Genomic DNA, 14,670 nt, shown 5'->3' on the forward strand with positions numbered 1-14,670 from the left:
CCAGACAGTTTGTCGTGAGTGCCCGAGACTTTTCTCATCACAGGAATCAGTCACGGGCGCAATGGAAAGAGAGGAAGCGTGTCCGACGACATCGAGACGACACTGCCCAGACGTCAGCTCGGCCGGTACTTGCGGGAGGCTCGGCAGGCGGCGAATCTGACGCTCGAACAGGTCGGGCCGATGATGCAGTGGTCGACAAGCAAGCTTCAGCGTGTTGAGAAGGGGCAGTCGCCGAAGGTTCGGGAACTTGATGTCGAGGCCCTATGCCGCATCTACGATGTTGCCCCGGACCTGACGGCTGCCCTCAAAGGGCTGGCGCAGCAGGCGACGGCCAAGTCGTGGTGGCACGCGTTCGACGACTTGATCGAAGGAAATTTCAATCTGTATGTCGGCCTCGAGTCCAGTGCGCACCAACTGGCCTTATACAGGCCTGACATCGTGCCCGGCATTCTTCAGACTCCGGACTATGCGCGCGTGCTCGATCGCGCGTACTTCCCGGACGAGCCGGTAGAAGATCTCGAACGACGAGCGCAGTTGCGACTCAAGCGGCAAGCCCTGATTCACCGCAAGACCCAACCTGCCAGCGCCACAGTCATCCTGAACGAGGCGGCCATTCGTTACGTTGTGGGCGGCCCCAAGGTCATGGGAGGTCAAGCACGGCATCTCGCAAATATGCCGCCTAACGTGGCAATCCGTATCCAACCGTTCTCATCGGGCTTCCCTCTCGGTATCGCTCCCGGGCCTTTCGTCATCCTGGACTTCGGTCTCGACACAAAAGGGCGCGAAGCTGCTCCCAGCGTGGTCTACGTGGAGTCTTATGCGGGGGACATGTACCTCGAACGTGCAAAAGATGTCGGGAGGTATCGTCAGGCGTACAACGTCATCCAGCAGTCCGCCCTGGATGTGCCGACGAGTAAGAGCCTGCTACGACAGGTGGCGAGGGAGTACGACAGTGAACGCTGACTTGTCCGGGGCGAAGTGGTTCAAGAGCAGCCGCAGCGGTGGGGGCAAGGAATGCGTCGAGGTCGCCCACCTGGCAGGCGGCATGGTCGGCGTCCGAGACTCCAAGAACCCGACCGGCCCAGCGTTGGTGTTCACACCCGCCGCCTGGGACGCCTTCACCGCTGGCATCTGACACTTCAAGATCAACGGCACATGGCTGTGACGTTTGCCGAGAAGAGCTCTCCATCATGTGCCGTTGATCTTGATGCTCAGGGTGGGTCGCGGGGGAGGAGGGTGCCCAGGGGGCCCAGGTCGATGTTGAGGTCTTCGGGGGTGAGGCCGAAGTGGTCGCGGAGTTCTTCCATGCGTTGTTCGAGGAGCATGAGGGTGGTGCCGATGCGTTCTATCTGGGTGTCGGTGAGGTCGCCCGCGTCTACGCGGCGGAGTGCTTGGCGTTCCATGAGTTGGCGGAGGAGCTCGACCAAGGTGAGGACGAGGCTGACCAGGCCGCGCTCGACGGATTCCGGGTCGGTGTCGATACGCGGTGGGATGCCGCCGAATTCAGTCATCGCCCGGTGCCTCCAGCGCGTGCAGCGGTCCGGAGAGGGTGCTGATCGAGGAGATCAGCGCCCGCAGCGAGATCTGGACCAGGTCGACGTCCGCGATGGCGAGCTTGATGTCGCCGGAGATCACCACGCCGCCGGCCAGCACCCGATCCAGCAGATCGACCAGCGAGACCCGGCGCTCGTCGGCGACCTCCCGTGTGGCCCGGCTCATGCCGGTTCTCGTTCCACGCCCGCGAACGAATACGGCGGCCACGGGCCGGTGAGTTCGAGTCGGACGCCCGGGAATTCGTCGCCGAGCACCGTGACGACGGTGGCGAAGTCGTCGGTGCGGTCGTCGTCCACGAGGTAGGTCCCGTTGAGCACCAACCAATCACGACGGCCACTCAGCGCCGGGTCGGTCAGCGCCTGACGCCGCCCCGCCGCCGCGTGCTGGAGCAGGCGGGTGTGGATCTCCTCGGCGCGCTGGGCCGCGTCGCGTTCGATGGTTTCCTGCGCGGACAGTTGCGCCCGGCGCCGGGCCAGATAAGCGGCTCCCGCACCCTTGCCTTCGCTCGCGGTGCGGGACTCGGCCACGGCGGCGGTCAGGGCGGCGCGGTCGCCGTAGGCCTTCACGCCCCACTCGGTGCGGCCGCTCACCAGCTCCAGCGCGGCGGCGAAGTCCGCTCGCCGCTCGGTCAGCAGGTCGCGCACGCGGTCGTCGTCGAGGAAGACGGTGGCCAGCCGCAGCGGGACGGTCGGACCTCGTCGCACCAGGGTCGATACGACGGCGTCGTGCGCACGGGCCGTCCCTTCCAGCCAGTCGAGGTCCTCCAGATGCGCCCGCAGCGGCTGCTCTCCGAACACCTCGAGCGGCACCGAGCCGACGATCGCCGTCAGCCCGTCCACGACCACCGTGCGGACCGGTTCGCCCGCGACTCCGGTCAGCTCGCCCAGCTCCTCGCCGCCGCAGCCGGGCGTCACCGCGTACAGCCAGACCCCGAGATCCTCCGTCACGACCGCTCTTCCCTCGGTTGGCGCCGACGCTCGATGCGTTGCGGTTGTTCCTTGGCGCCCTCCAGTTCCGCGATCCGGTCGCGCAGCTTCTGATTCTCGAGTTCGAGATCGTGATCCTGCCGCTCCAGCGTGCGGGCCTTGCTGTTGAGCCAGGGATCGGTCTCCCACCAATCGATGCCCACCGACTTGGCCGTCTCCAAGGACGCGATCACCAACCGCAGCTTGATCGTGAGCAGTTCGATATCGAGCAGGTTCACCTGGATGTCGCCCGCGATGACCAAGCCTTTGTCGAGCACTCGCTCGAGGATGTCGGCGAGGTTGGTCGACGAATGCCCGCCTCCGTACGGCTGCGGTGCGGACGATCCGCCGGGCACCACCGTCATGACCGATCCCTTCCGATGTCGGTGCTGCCGCGGGCGTAGCGTCTGGTTCTGCGATAGGCCAGCAAGTTCCCGTCGAGATCGATCTCTACCTCGTAGAGCGCGAGGATGTCCGCCGAGGACGGGATGCGGCGGTCCTCGAGCACCTCGATCTCCACCAGCCAGCCGTCCTCCGTCGGCTCCATCGAAGTGACCCCCTGCACCTCTTTCGACGTCAGTTCCACCAGGTGCTGCACCGCCATCGCGGCGGCCTGCACCGGGCTGGGAGGGGGTTCGTCGGAAGCCGAGTCGACGTCCTCGGAAGTGGTCTTGCGTGCCACGCGCGGTCACTCCTTCCGGATCACGCGCGGCGAGCGGTCATGCGATCCAGGACCGCCTGCTGCGCTTGTTTGCGCTCCTCTTCGGACAGCTGACCGGCTGCCGCGGCCGCGTCGATCTCCTCGAGTTCCCGACGCATGACGGTGGGATCCCGCATCTTCTGCTCGACCTGATCCTGGATCAATTCGCCAAGCCAGATCACGCCGCGAACCGGGGCTACGGGCAACGTCAGGATGGATGTGATCACACCGAACATGCCTTACCCCTCGGGAGCGCGCTTCATGACGAAGTCGTAGGCCGCCATCGGACCGAGCAGGTTCAACTCCACGCGGCCGTCCCAGTCCTGGCCGAGCCTGCGCAGCGTGTCCTCCAAGTCCTTCTGCCGGTCCAGTTCGACCAGCACCGCGATGTGGACGGCATCCTCTTCATGCGTGGGTTCGCGCTGGTTGACGAGCGGTTCGAACTCCTCGAGCTCGGCGACCACCTTGCGAGTGTCCTCGGCCCGCTTGGACTCGATGGCCTGATTGATCATCTCGCCGAGCGCGATTCGCTCGTTACGGGTGGCGTCCTCCGGTTTGTCGCGGATCTCCCCGGCCAGCCGGGCGGCATCGGCGTTCTCGTCGAGCAGCTCCCGGAGGATGGTGTTCTCGACGTAACGGCCTCGGACCACGAACTGCGCACGGCCCTCGAGTTCCTCCAGAGCGGAGCGGAATTCGTCCTCGTTCGCTCCGAGTAGTTCGTTCTGCACCGCCTCGGCGTCGGTCATTACCGCGCCGAAGCGCAGCGGCAGCACCGGAGCGACGGCGGCCGATCCGTCCAGCAGTTCGGCGTGGGCGGTGAGGTCGTCGGGCGTGCCCAGCGGCCGATCCGACTCGAGCATGCTGACCAGCGCGGCGATCTCGCCGTGCCGTATCACCGACACCTCACCCGGAGGGTCGCCCACACCGCTGGCGTGCGGCTCGGGTTCCACGTCGGCGGGCACGATGCCGTAGACGTAGACAGATGTCGCGGTAGCCATCAGCCCTCCTTACGTTTGGGCCTGCTCGCCGTCTGGCGCTTGTCCTGCACGTCGCCGAGAAAGTCCATTACCTTCTCGCCCGCGGCTTCCAGAGCGCCCTGCGTCTTGTGCTTCGCCGCACCCTGAGTGACGTCACCGACGATGTCGGTCAGCCCTTTCGGTTCGCTGGTGGAGATCTCCAGCCGGTTGACGGCTTCGGCGAAGCGCAGATAGGTGTCCACACTGGCGACCACGACGCGGGCGTCGATGGTCACCAGCTCGATGCCGACCAGCGACACGCGCGCGAACGCGTCGATGACCAGGCCTTTGTCCAAGATCGTGTCGATCACGTCGGCCAGGCTGGAGGAATTCGGGCGTGCCATCGTGCCCGCTCCGCCACCACCGCCGCCTCCTGCGGGTTCGATGGTCATGCGTTTGCTCCTCGCTTCTCACGCGACCGGCGAGGCGCCGCGCTGCGGCGGCGGGCGGCGGGTCGACGGCGAGGACGCCGATCTTCGTCTTGCTCGTCCTCGTCTTGCTCGTCCGTCTCTTGTTCGTCGGTCTCTTGTTCTTCCTCGTCCGGCTCCTGCTCGTCCGGCTCTCGTTCCGTTTCCTCTTCTCCCTGATCTTCTTCGGACTTCTCCTCTTCCTCGCGGCGCGCGGTCTCGTCGTCCTTGACGACCTTGCTGTCATGGATTACGCCGTGCCAGCCGACGATGTCGTCGGGGTGCAACACGGCCTCGGTCATTACGTGCCGCCGGAAGTGCTTCAGCTCGAGTCGGCATCGGCGGCCGGTCGCGCGCCAGATGTTGGCGGTCTTCTCGAAGACTCCCTGGGGGTGGTACTCCAGCACCACGAGGATGCGGGTGTACTGCGGCGTTATCTTGTGGAAGGTGACCGCGCCGTCGATGTAGCCCTTGTGCCCCTTGGAACGCCAGATGATCCGCTCGAACGGCACCTGCTCGATAATCGTGGATTCCCAGGTGCGCCGCGACCAGAACACTTTGCCGGTCCAGCTGAGCTTCTCGTCGGAGACCTGTTCCACTTGCTCGACCTTCTTGGTGTACTTCGGGAAATCCGCGAACTGGGTCCACTGGTCGTAGGCCAGGTCGATCGGAACGCCGACGTCGACGTCCTCGACGATGTTCGTCAGCTTGAGCTTCTTGCTGCCGCCCTTGCCCTTGCCGCCGGTGAGCGATTCCTTCACGTTCTCGAACTGCTCCCGTAGTGAGTGACCGAGCTTGGTTTTGCCCATGCTCATGGCCGTGCTCAACGGCGAAGAGCCACCGGCGAGCTTCTGCACGCCGGTCAGCGCCGCCAGCAGGTTCCCCCCGCCGCCGCCCTCGGCGTACTCGTTCAACCGGCCCGCGGTCTTCGACACCTGGTTCGTGAGCCCGGTCACCGCGCGTTCGGTCAGCGCTCCGGTGAGGTTCTGCAGCGACTGCTGCAAAATGCCGGTCGGCGTGGGCGGCGGCGCGGCCTTCTTGGCGGAAGATCCGGCCTTCTTGGCGGAGCCTCCCGCCTTCTGCGCGGATGATCCCGCCCCGGTCGCGGCTTTGGCGGCCCGGCCCGCCGTATCGGCGGCCACCTTGCCGACTCCTTCCGTCGCGTCACGCAAAATCTTCGCCATCGCCGGTCACCTCCTCGTGCGGCGCACGGGGGCCTGGCCGGCCTCGGCGCGAGTACGGCCGCGGCCGGAAGTCCCGGACGGCTTACGATCCACGGAGTCGGACGAACGGTCGGCGGCCCGCGAGCTCGCTCCGCGCTTGGCGGTGGTGCTCGACCGGCGAGTGCGCGTCCGCGCGGCAGGCCGCTCGGTGTCGTCCTCTTCCTCGCCCCGTTCGGAATCGTCCTCGTCCTCGGGCTCTTGTTCTTCCTCTTCGTACTCGTCCTCGGGCTCTTGCTCCTGGTCCTCGTACTCGTCCTCTTGTTCTTCGTCCTCGTACTCGTCCTCGGGCTCTTGCTCCTGGTCCTCGTACTCGTCCTCTTGTTCTTCGTCCTCGTACTCGTCCTCAGGCTGTTGCTCTTGCTCTTCGTCCTCCTCATCCGCCGCCTGTGAGCCGCGTTGTTCTTCGCCCGCCAAGAGCGTCGTCCCCTGCTGTAACCGGTTGCTGAGCGCGTCCATGCGGTTGCTCGCCGCGGTGACGGCGGCCGAGCGAACCGCGCCGAGCAGTTCGCCGCGCACGGTGTCGGTGATCTTGGTCAGCTCCGGCGTCGATTTGAGCAGCTCCGTGCCGCGCTCGAGCAGTTCGGCCGGTGTTCCCGCGGATCGCCTCGCCATCGCGGCTCCCGCCAGCGTCATCGCGAAGCGCATTTTCTTCGTGCGGCCGAGCAGGTACCCGAGGCCCACCCCTAACGCAATTCTTGCTCCACCTTTCATTGCTCACTCCTTGCTCATCTCCGCCGCCACGGCTTCGTGAAGCCGGGGCGCCGAGACTTTGACGTCCCAGAAGTGGGATAGACCACATGGCAGCGGCCAAACTTCAGCGTATGCCTGGTTACCTGATGGGTCGATGGGTTCTGCCTGCGTAAAGCCGGGAACTCGCTGGCTGGCGAACCTGTTTCAGCGATCACTCGGCGGTAGAGGTCGAAAAAAATTTCGAGAAACTTCGCGAACTATGTCGAAGGCGAGCGGGCGGCTCCGACCGGTAGGTGACAGCAGGTCACACCACAGCACAGGAGCACATCATGTCCGTCAACACGTTCCTCTGGTTCGACAACGCCGCCGAGGAAGCCGCCGCGCGCTACGCCGCGGTGATTCCCAACTCGCGGGTGGTCGAGGTCTCTCGCAACTCCGACGGCTCGGCGTTCATCGTCTCGCTGGACCTGGACGGTCAGGCGGTCACGCTGATGAACGGCGGGCCCGGCCACCCGCAAACGGACGCCGCGTCGCTGCAGGTGGTCGTCGACACCCAAGAGGAGGTCGACCGGCTGTGGGAGGCACTGACCGCCGACGGCGGCGAACCCGGCCCGTGCGGCTGGCTGAAAGACCGCTACGGCCTGTCCTGGCAGGTGGTGCCCTCGGCGCTGCCGAAGCTGATGAGCGGTGACGATCCGGCCAAGACGATCGCCGTCGGCACCGCCTTGCGGTCGATGTCCAAGCTGGATCTCGCGGCTCTCCAGGACGCCTACGACAACGCCTGATCGGACCGACCCGCGGCGAACGCCGAAGACCCCGCCCGGACGCCGTTGTCCGGGCGGGGTCTCGCGCGACGGCGTCGTCAGCGCCAGCGTTCGGGGGTCACGGGCGCGTCCCACGCGCGGGCGTAGCGGCGCTTGTCAGGGGCGTCGTATTCCTTGCTGCGGTAGACCACATACGGCCGCACCAGGTAGCCGACCGGCGCACTGAACATGTGCACGAGCCGGGTGTAGGGCCACAGCCCGATCAGGGCGAGCACGACCAGCCCGTGCAGTTGGAAGGTCCACGGGGTGTCCACCATGAGCTCGGGTCGCGGGGTGAGCGTGAACAGACTGCGGAACCAGGGCGAGACTGTCTCGCGATAGTTGTAAGTGCCCCACAGCAGATTGCTGCCCCAGGTGTTGAGCAGGCCGGTGACCAGTGCGGCGGTCAGCAGCCCGTACATCAGCTTGTCGTTGCCCGTGGTCGCCTTGCGGACGGCGGGAACGGTGAATCGCCGGTAGAGCAGGATGCCGACACCGGTCAGCACGGCCAGCCCGGCCAGCGACCCCGCCGCGACGGCGACCACGTGATAGACGTGCTCGGAGATCCCGACCGCCGAGGTCAACGACTCCGGGATGAGCACGCCGAGCACGTGCCCGCCGAACACCCCGAGCATGCCGAAGTGGAACAGCGGACTGCCCAGCCGCAGCAGGCGGCTCTCGTAGATCTGCGAGGAACGGGTGGTCCAGCCGAACTGGTCGTTGCGGTAGCGCCACAGGTGCCCGAGCACGAAGGAGGTGAACGCGACGTACGGCAGGATCGACCACAGCGAGACCGGCAGATGCGGGGATGCGTTCATCGTCGGCCTTCCGATCCGTCGAACAGGGAGGGGTCCATCGCGAAGGGCTCCAGCCCGACTTCCTCCTCGGGCGGGCCTTGGGCGGCGAGTTCGGCGATGCGCCTGCGGTCGGCGGTGGTGGGCGGCGGCAGCGTCGCCCCGATCGCAGCGAGTACTCCCGCGTAGGGGGAGTTGTTGTCCGACAGCGAAAGTCGCAGCAGCTCGAGTACCGGAACGTGCTCGCCGAGCAGCCGTTCGCCGCCGATCGGGTCGACGGTGGCGGCGAACTCCAGCAGCACCGGCAGATGGTCGGGCAGTTCCTCGTCGCCGAGTTCGACACCGGCGTGCCGGTAGGCGTGCTTGAACCGCAGCAACGCCATTCCGCGCTTGCGGGTGTCGCCGTAGGCGTAGAAGGTCAGGTGCAGGCTGGCGCGGCGGCGCATGTCGAAGGTCGCGACGTAGGCGGCCGCGAGTTCCAGCGGCGGGGTGGTGCGCAGGTAGTCGAGGCATTCGCTCAGGTGTGCGCGCACCTCGTCGGGTAAATCGGCTGCGGCGCTGGTCAATTGGTCGACCAGGGCCAGTGTCTGCTCAGTGGGGTAGTCCAGCAGCAGCGCGGCGATTCGCCATACCAGTTGACGGTCGCGCTGCGCGAGTTCGACCACCGCTTCCGGGCGGCGGCGCAGCTTCAGCAGGCTCATCGCCCTGCTCCACTCGGCGCGGAGGCCGGATCACCCGAGACGGCGCTGTCCGGAACGTGCCCGTTGCCCGCACCGTTGGCGTGGCCGTTACTCGATCCGTTGCCGTTGCCGTTGCCGTTGCCGTTGCCGTTGCCGTTGCCGTTGCCGTTGCCGTTGCTCGGCACCAGGCCCTCGGTGCTCTTGCCGTCCCAGTTCAGCAGGTTGATCCGGGACGACTTCTGCTCCGGCGCGGCATCGTTGGCGTCGGTGAGGTGGAACTTCTCCACCATCTGATCGAACGCCGTCATGCCAGGACCGCCGTCGGTGTCCAGGCTGCACCCGGTGGCGAGCGAATCCAGTTCGTGCGCACGGGCTCCCGCGCCGCTCGGGATGACGTAGCGGTGCTCGTACTTGGCGATGGCCAGCAGCCGGTACATCGCCTCGATCTCCTCGGGCTCCAGTCGCACCGACGGTGCGATCGAGGGATCGGGCTCCTCACCGAGGTTGACCGACCGCATGAACGAACGCATGGCCGCCAGGCGTTGCAGGGCGGCGCGCACCGGCCCCACTTCGCCCGCGGTGAACAGCTCGGCCAGGTACTCCACCGGAATGCGCAGCGCGTCGATCGCGCCGAACAGGTTGGACACGTTCTCGCCGTCGTGGCCGGTCTCGCTGAGCACGTCGACCACGGGCGACAGCGGCGGCACGTACCAGACCATCGGCATGGTGCGGTACTCCGGATGCAGCGGCAGCGCGATCTGGTAGTCCACGATCAGCTTGTAGACCGGCGAATCCTGGGCGGCCTGAATCCATTCCGGCGAGATCCCGGCCCGCTCCGCCTCCGCGATCACCCGCGGGTCATGGGGATTGAGGAACACCCCCAACTGGGACGGATACAGATCCTTGTCGTCGGTGACCGACGCGGCCTCGAGCACCGCGTCGGCGTCGTAGAGCATGACGCCGATGTAGCGCAGCCGCCCGACGCAGGTCTCCGAGCACACCGTCGGGATGCCGACCTCCACGCGCGGGTAGCAGAAGGTGCACTTCTCCGCCTTGCCCGTCTTGTGGTTGAAGTAGATCTTCTTGTACGGGCAGCCCGACACGCACTGCCGCCAGCCGCGGCACTTGTCCTGATCCACCAGCACGATGCCGTCCTCTGCGCGCTTGTAGATCGCGCCGGAGGGGCAGGACGCCGCGCAGGAGGGGTTCAGGCAGTGCTCGCAGATGCGGGGCAGGTAGAACATGAAGGTCTCTTCGAACTCCAGTTTCACCTGCTCCGACAGCTTGGCCAGCAGCGGGTCCTTGCCGACCTGCTCGGGGCCGGAGCCGAGGTCGTCGTCCCAGTTGGCGCCCCAGGTGACCTGCGTGTCCTGGCCGGTGATCAGCGATTTGGGCCGCGCGACCGGGGTGGTGTCGACCGGCGGCGAGGACAGCAGGTTGTCGTAGTCGTAGCTCCACGGCTCGTAGTAGTCCTCGACCGTGGGCAGATCCGGGTTGGCGAAGATGTTCAGCAGCCGCTTCAGCCGGGAGCCGGACTTCAGGGTGAGCTTGCCGCGCTTGTTCAGCGTCCACCCGCCCTTCCACTTCTCCTGATCCTGGTACTGCCGCGGATAGCCCTGCCCGGGGCGGGTTTCCACGTTGTTGAACCAGACGTACTCGGTGCCGCCGCGGTTGGTCCACGCCTGCTTGCAGGTGACCGAGCAGGTGTGGCAACCGATGCATTTGTCCAGGTTCATCACCATGGCCAGCTGTGCCATGACGCGCATGTCAGTACCGCTTTCTCGCGTCGGTGGATGGTGCCCGCGTGCCGCACTCGCCCATGTCAGTACTCCACTTCCTGCGAGCGCCTGCGAATCGTGGTCACCTCGTCGCGTTGATTTCCGGTGGGGCCGTGGTAGTTCAGCGCGAAGGACTGCTGCGCGTAGCCGCCGATGAGATGCGAGGGCTTGATCATGATGCGGGTGAGCGCGTTGTGGATGCCGCCGCGCTTGCCCCGGCCCTTGGTGTCATCGCCGAGGCCCTCGATACGCGGCACGTCCACCGCGCGGTCCTGGGCGTGGTACATGAACACCGTGCCCTCCGGCATCCGATGGCTGACGATGGCGCGAGCCACCACGATGCCGTTGCGGTTGATCGCCTCGATCCAGTCGTTGTCGGCCACGCCGATCTTCGCCGCGTCGCGCTCGGACATCCAGATCGTCTGACCGCCGCGCGAGAGCGTGAGCATGTGCAGGTTGTCCTGGTAGGCGGAGTGAATCGACCATTTCGAGTGCGGCGTCAGGTAACGCACCGTGACGCCCCTCTCGCCGACCTCGCCGATCGAGGGCTCGCGGAACAGCGCGGTCATGTCCAGCGGCGGACGGAAGATCGGCAGCTGCTCGCCGAGCTCGATCATCCAGTCGTGATCGAGGTAGAAGTGCTGCCGCCCGGTGAGCGTGTGCCAGGGCTTGAGCCGCTCGGTGTTGATGGTGAACGGCGAGTACCGGCGTCCGCCGGTCTCGCTGCCCGACCACTCCGGCGAGGTGATCACCGGCACCGGGCGCGCCTGGGTGTCGGCGAAGGTGATCCGCTTGCCCTCGTGCTCGGCGGCCAAGTCGGCCAGTTTCGTTCCGGTGCGGCGTTCCAGCGCGTGGAAGCCCTCCACCGCGAGCCTGCCGTTGGTGGTGCCCGACAGCGCGAGGATCGCCTCGGCCGCGTGCGTGTCCTTGGCCAGCGACGGGCGGCCCTGCGCGACACCGGACACGACCGTGCCGTTCACCCCGGCTAGGTACTCGACCTCCTGGTCGGGATAGGTGGTGACGCCTTTGGTGGTGACGCCGAGCGTGTCGACCAGCGGCCCGAGCGCGGCCATCTTCTCCGCGATCTTCGGGTAATCGCGTTCGACCACGACCAGCTTCGGCATGGTCTTGCCCGGAATCGGCTCGCACTCACCGGCTTTCCAGTCAAGCACGCGGCCGCCCGCCTGGGCCGTCGCGTCCGGCGAGTCGTGCTGCAACGGAACGGCGACGATGTCCTTGCGCTTGCCCAAGTGCTTCTCGGCCATCCAGGAGAAGCCGCGCGCGATCCGGTGGAAGGCGTCGAAGTCGGTCTTGGTCTCCCAGGGCGGCGAGATGGCCGGGGAGAACGCATGCACGAACGGGTGCATGTCGGTGGAGGAAAGGTCGTGCTTCTCGTACCAGGTGGCGGCGGGCAGCACGATGTCGGAGAACAGCGTGGTGCTGGTCATCCGGAAGTCCAGCGACAGCAGCAGATCCAGCTTGCCGGTGGCGGCGGTCTCCCGCCAGTTCAGCTCCTGCGGCCGCACGCCGGTGGCTTCGGCGCCCTGTAGGTTGGAGTCGGCGCCGAGCAGGTGGCGCTGGAAGTACTCGTTGCCCTTGCCGGAGGAACCGAGCAGGTTCGCCCGCCACACGGTCAGGCAGCGTGGGAAGTTCTCCGGCGCGTCCGGGTCCTCGCAGGCGAATTTCAGGTCGCCGGACTGCAACCCGTCCACCACGTGCTCCGGCGCGGTCTTGCCCGCGGTCTCGGCCTCGTCGACCAGGTCGAGCGGGTTGCGGTCGAAGGTGGGGTAGCTCGGCATCCAGCCCAGTCGGCTGGCCAGCGCGATGTTGTCGGCGGCCGTGCGCCCGGCGAACTTGCCCGTGCCGAGCGGAGAGGCGAACGACTCGGCGGTGAACGGGTCGTAGCGCCACTGGTCGTTGGTCAGGTACCAGAACACGGTGCCCTGCATCTGCCGCGGCGGGCGCTGCCAGTCCAGGCCGAAGGCCAAGGTGGACCACCCGGTGACCGGGCGGCACTTCTCCTGCCCGACGTAATGCGCCCAACCGCCGCCGTTCACGCCCTGGCAGCCGGTCAGGAGGGTAAGGGTGAAGAACGCGCGGTAGATCTGATCGGAGTGGAACCAGTGGTTGGTGCCCGCGCCCATCAGGATCATCGAGCGGCCGCCGGAACGGTCGGCGTTGTCGGCGAACTCCCGCGCGATGCGCTGGGCCTGCACGGCGGGCACGCCGGTGATGGCTTCCTGCCAGGCCGGGGTGTAGGGCTCGGTAGCGTCGTCGTAGCCGCTGGGCCACGTGCCGGGCAGTCCGTCCCGGCCGACGCCGTACTGGGCGAGCAGCAGATCGAAGACCGTGGTGACCCGCTTGCCCGCGACGGTGGTGGTCGGCACGCCGCGCACGAGCACGCCGGGAACGTCGCTGTCGAAGCGGGGAATCTGTACAGCCGCAGCATCGTCGGTGCGGCCGTACAGACTCAGGAGGGGATCGACGTCCCCGAGTTCGAGATTCCAGCGCCCGGTTCCCGCTTCGCCGAACCGGTGACCGAGCGACCCGTTCGGCACCACCGGCTGCGCCTGCGCGTCCAGCAGCACCGTCTGGAACTCCACGCCCTCGCCGGTGCGGCCCAGGTCGGCGGCGGTGAGGAACTTGCCGGGCAGGTAGGCCCCGTCGCGCTCGTCCAGCGTGATCAGGTACGGCAGATCGGTGTAGCGCTTGATGTAGTCGAGGAATCGCGGCGTCGACTTCTCGACGAAGAACTCCTTGAGCACCACGTGGCCCATCGCCATGGCCAGCGCGGCGTCGGTGCCGGGACGCGCGGGCACCCACTCGTCGGCGAATTTGGTGTTGTCGGCGTAGTCGGGGGAGACCACGACCACCTTCTGGCCCCGGTAGCGGGCCTCGGTCATGTAGTGCGCGTCCGGCGTCCGGGTGACCGGCACGTTCGAGCCCCACATGATCAGATAGCCCGCGTCGAACCAGTCCGCGGACTCCGGCACGTCGGTCTGGTCGCCGAACACCTGCGGCGAGGCCACCGGCAAGTCGGCATACCAGTCGTAGAACGACAGCATGGAGCCGCCGAGCAGAGAGATGAAGCGGGCGCCGACGGCATGGCTGACCATCGACATGGCGGGGATCGGCGAGAACCCGGCCACCCGGTCCGGGCCGTACTGCTTGATCGTGTAAACGTGTGCGGCAGCGGCGATCTCGGCTGCCTCCCACCATTCGGCGCGGACGAACCCGCCCTTGCCCCGCGCGGCCTTGTAGCTGCGCGCCTTCTCGGGGTCTTCGACGATCTCGCCCCAGGCCAGCACCGGGTCCTTGAGCCGGGACTTGGCTTCCCGGTACAGCTCCAGCAACGTGCCCCGCACGTACGGGTAGCGCACCCGGGCGGGCGAATAGGTGTACCAGGAGAACGACGCGCCGCGCGGGCAGCCGCGCGGCTCGTACTCCGGCTTGTCCGAGCCCACGGAGGGGTAGTCGGTCTGCTGCGACTCCCAGGTGATCACACCGTCTTTGACGTAGATCTTCCACGAACAGGACCCGGTGCAGTTCACGCCGTGCGTGGAACGCACTACCTTGTCGTGCGACCAGCGATCTCGGTAGAACTCGTCGGCGCTGCGACCGCCGACCTTGTGCAGCGTCCGCCGATCGGACGATATCTCGCCCCGGTGGAAATATTTCCCCAGCCGCAGGAGCGCGTCCCCGGCGTCGGTGGCCGGGGCGGAGGGTGTATGACCCTGGGTACGCGAATTAACCACGACGTCCCCTTCGAGCTGTGCGGTCGGGTTGATGTTCCGACTGTAAAGAGGCACGCACGGCTGACCAAACCTCTTTCTCACAGCCCATTCGGGAGGGTGGTGAGTTGTGAGATCGGCGCAACGTCACGGTCACGGTAGCGCGGTGCTATCGGGCGGCATCCGGTGGGCCGACCAGGGGCAAACGGCTCTGAACTGGACAAAATCGGATCCGAGGAGGCCGTCCGCACGCATGGCGGTGATGCTTTGGAAACGGCGGGTTCTCCAGTGCTTTACATTTGTTAACACATTGGATCGGTCTTCCGTGG

17 protein-coding genes are annotated in these 14,670 nt (G+C 66.7%); 3 read left to right on the plus strand and 14 right to left on the minus strand.

Annotated features, from left to right (window positions below):
• The first annotated feature begins 78 nt into the window (after window positions 1-78).
• On the plus strand, window positions 79-963 hold the full coding sequence (locus ACWEO7_RS07160; RefSeq protein ID WP_397276747.1) for a helix-turn-helix domain-containing protein: 885 nt from the start codon (window positions 79-81) through the stop codon (window positions 961-963).
• A complete protein-coding gene (locus tag ACWEO7_RS07165) occupies window positions 953-1,135 on the plus strand; it encodes a DUF397 domain-containing protein (protein WP_397276749.1) in 183 nt (60 codons plus the stop codon). Before ACWEO7_RS07160 ends, ACWEO7_RS07165 begins: the two co-directional genes overlap by 11 nt.
• 76 nt (window positions 1,136-1,211) lie before the next feature.
• Here the strand turns inward: ACWEO7_RS07165 and ACWEO7_RS07170 are convergent, their stop codons facing one another.
• From ACWEO7_RS07170 to ACWEO7_RS07215, 10 genes are read right to left on the minus strand one after another with little or no spacing between them, the layout of a single operon-like run.
• A complete protein-coding gene (locus tag ACWEO7_RS07170; protein WP_355079762.1) occupies window positions 1,212-1,511 on the minus strand; it encodes a gas vesicle protein K in 300 nt (99 codons plus the stop codon).
• The gene (locus tag ACWEO7_RS07175; protein WP_452421496.1) at window positions 1,504-1,719 is read right to left on the minus strand and encodes a gas vesicle protein; all 216 of its coding nucleotides are present in this window, start codon (window positions 1,717-1,719) and stop codon (window positions 1,504-1,506) included. Before ACWEO7_RS07175 ends, ACWEO7_RS07170 begins: the two co-directional genes overlap by 8 nt.
• The gene (locus ACWEO7_RS07180; protein WP_452421498.1) at window positions 1,716-2,501 is read right to left on the minus strand and encodes a GvpL/GvpF family gas vesicle protein; all 786 of its coding nucleotides are present in this window, start codon (window positions 2,499-2,501) and stop codon (window positions 1,716-1,718) included. The genes ACWEO7_RS07175 and ACWEO7_RS07180 overlap by 4 nt, the downstream gene beginning before the upstream one ends.
• Complete coding sequence (gvpJ, locus tag ACWEO7_RS07185) at window positions 2,498-2,884, minus strand: gas vesicle protein GvpJ (RefSeq protein WP_412807314.1); 387 nt, start codon at window positions 2,882-2,884, stop codon at window positions 2,498-2,500. The genes ACWEO7_RS07180 and gvpJ (ACWEO7_RS07185) overlap by 4 nt, the downstream gene beginning before the upstream one ends.
• A complete protein-coding gene (gene gvpO, locus ACWEO7_RS07190; RefSeq protein WP_452421500.1) occupies window positions 2,881-3,201 on the minus strand; it encodes a gas vesicle protein GvpO in 321 nt (106 codons plus the stop codon). Before gvpO ends, gvpJ (ACWEO7_RS07185) begins: the two co-directional genes overlap by 4 nt.
• A 20-nt stretch (window positions 3,202-3,221) precedes the next feature.
• A complete protein-coding gene (locus ACWEO7_RS07195) occupies window positions 3,222-3,455 on the minus strand; it encodes a gas vesicle protein GvpG (RefSeq protein WP_452421502.1) in 234 nt (77 codons plus the stop codon).
• Between the two features lie 3 nt (window positions 3,456-3,458).
• Window positions 3,459-4,217 carry a GvpL/GvpF family gas vesicle protein gene (locus ACWEO7_RS07200; protein ID WP_452421504.1) on the minus strand — a complete coding sequence of 253 codons (759 nt, stop codon included), beginning with the start codon at window positions 4,215-4,217 and terminating at the stop codon, window positions 3,459-3,461.
• On the minus strand, window positions 4,217-4,627 hold the full coding sequence (gvpJ, locus tag ACWEO7_RS07205; RefSeq protein WP_452421506.1) for a gas vesicle protein GvpJ: 411 nt from the start codon (window positions 4,625-4,627) through the stop codon (window positions 4,217-4,219). The genes ACWEO7_RS07200 and gvpJ (ACWEO7_RS07205) overlap by 1 nt, the downstream gene beginning before the upstream one ends.
• Window positions 4,624-5,826, minus strand: a complete 1,203-nt coding sequence (locus ACWEO7_RS07210) for an SRPBCC family protein (RefSeq protein WP_452421508.1) — start codon at window positions 5,824-5,826, stop codon at window positions 4,624-4,626. Before ACWEO7_RS07210 ends, gvpJ (ACWEO7_RS07205) begins: the two co-directional genes overlap by 4 nt.
• Window positions 5,827-5,832: 6 nt before the next feature.
• Window positions 5,833-6,576 (minus strand): hypothetical protein, encoded by a 744-nt coding sequence (locus ACWEO7_RS07215; RefSeq protein ID WP_452421510.1) that lies wholly within the window; start codon window positions 6,574-6,576, stop codon window positions 5,833-5,835.
• 308 nt (window positions 6,577-6,884) lie between these two features.
• On the opposite strand from ACWEO7_RS07215, the gene ACWEO7_RS07220 reads away from it, so the two are divergent.
• Window positions 6,885-7,340, plus strand: a complete 456-nt coding sequence (locus ACWEO7_RS07220; protein ID WP_452421514.1) for a VOC family protein — start codon at window positions 6,885-6,887, stop codon at window positions 7,338-7,340.
• Window positions 7,341-7,417: 77 nt separating this feature from the next.
• Here the strand turns inward: ACWEO7_RS07220 and narI are convergent, their stop codons facing one another.
• The 4 genes from narI to ACWEO7_RS07240 form a co-directional block, all read right to left on the minus strand.
• A complete protein-coding gene (gene narI / locus ACWEO7_RS07225) occupies window positions 7,418-8,176 on the minus strand; it encodes a respiratory nitrate reductase subunit gamma (RefSeq protein WP_452421516.1) in 759 nt (252 codons plus the stop codon).
• On the minus strand, window positions 8,173-8,853 hold the full coding sequence (gene narJ / locus ACWEO7_RS07230) for a nitrate reductase molybdenum cofactor assembly chaperone (RefSeq protein WP_452421518.1): 681 nt from the start codon (window positions 8,851-8,853) through the stop codon (window positions 8,173-8,175). The genes narI and narJ overlap by 4 nt, the downstream gene beginning before the upstream one ends.
• Window positions 8,850-10,589 carry a nitrate reductase subunit beta gene (gene narH, locus ACWEO7_RS07235; protein WP_452421519.1) on the minus strand — a complete coding sequence of 580 codons (1,740 nt, stop codon included), beginning with the start codon at window positions 10,587-10,589 and terminating at the stop codon, window positions 8,850-8,852. Before narH ends, narJ begins: the two co-directional genes overlap by 4 nt.
• Before the next feature lie 65 nt (window positions 10,590-10,654).
• On the minus strand, window positions 10,655-14,365 hold the full coding sequence (locus ACWEO7_RS07240; protein WP_452421521.1) for a nitrate reductase subunit alpha: 3,711 nt from the start codon (window positions 14,363-14,365) through the stop codon (window positions 10,655-10,657).
• Between the last annotated feature and the right edge of the window lie 305 nt (window positions 14,366-14,670).

The sequence above is a fragment of the Nocardia sp. NPDC004260 genome (genome assembly GCF_053603155.1).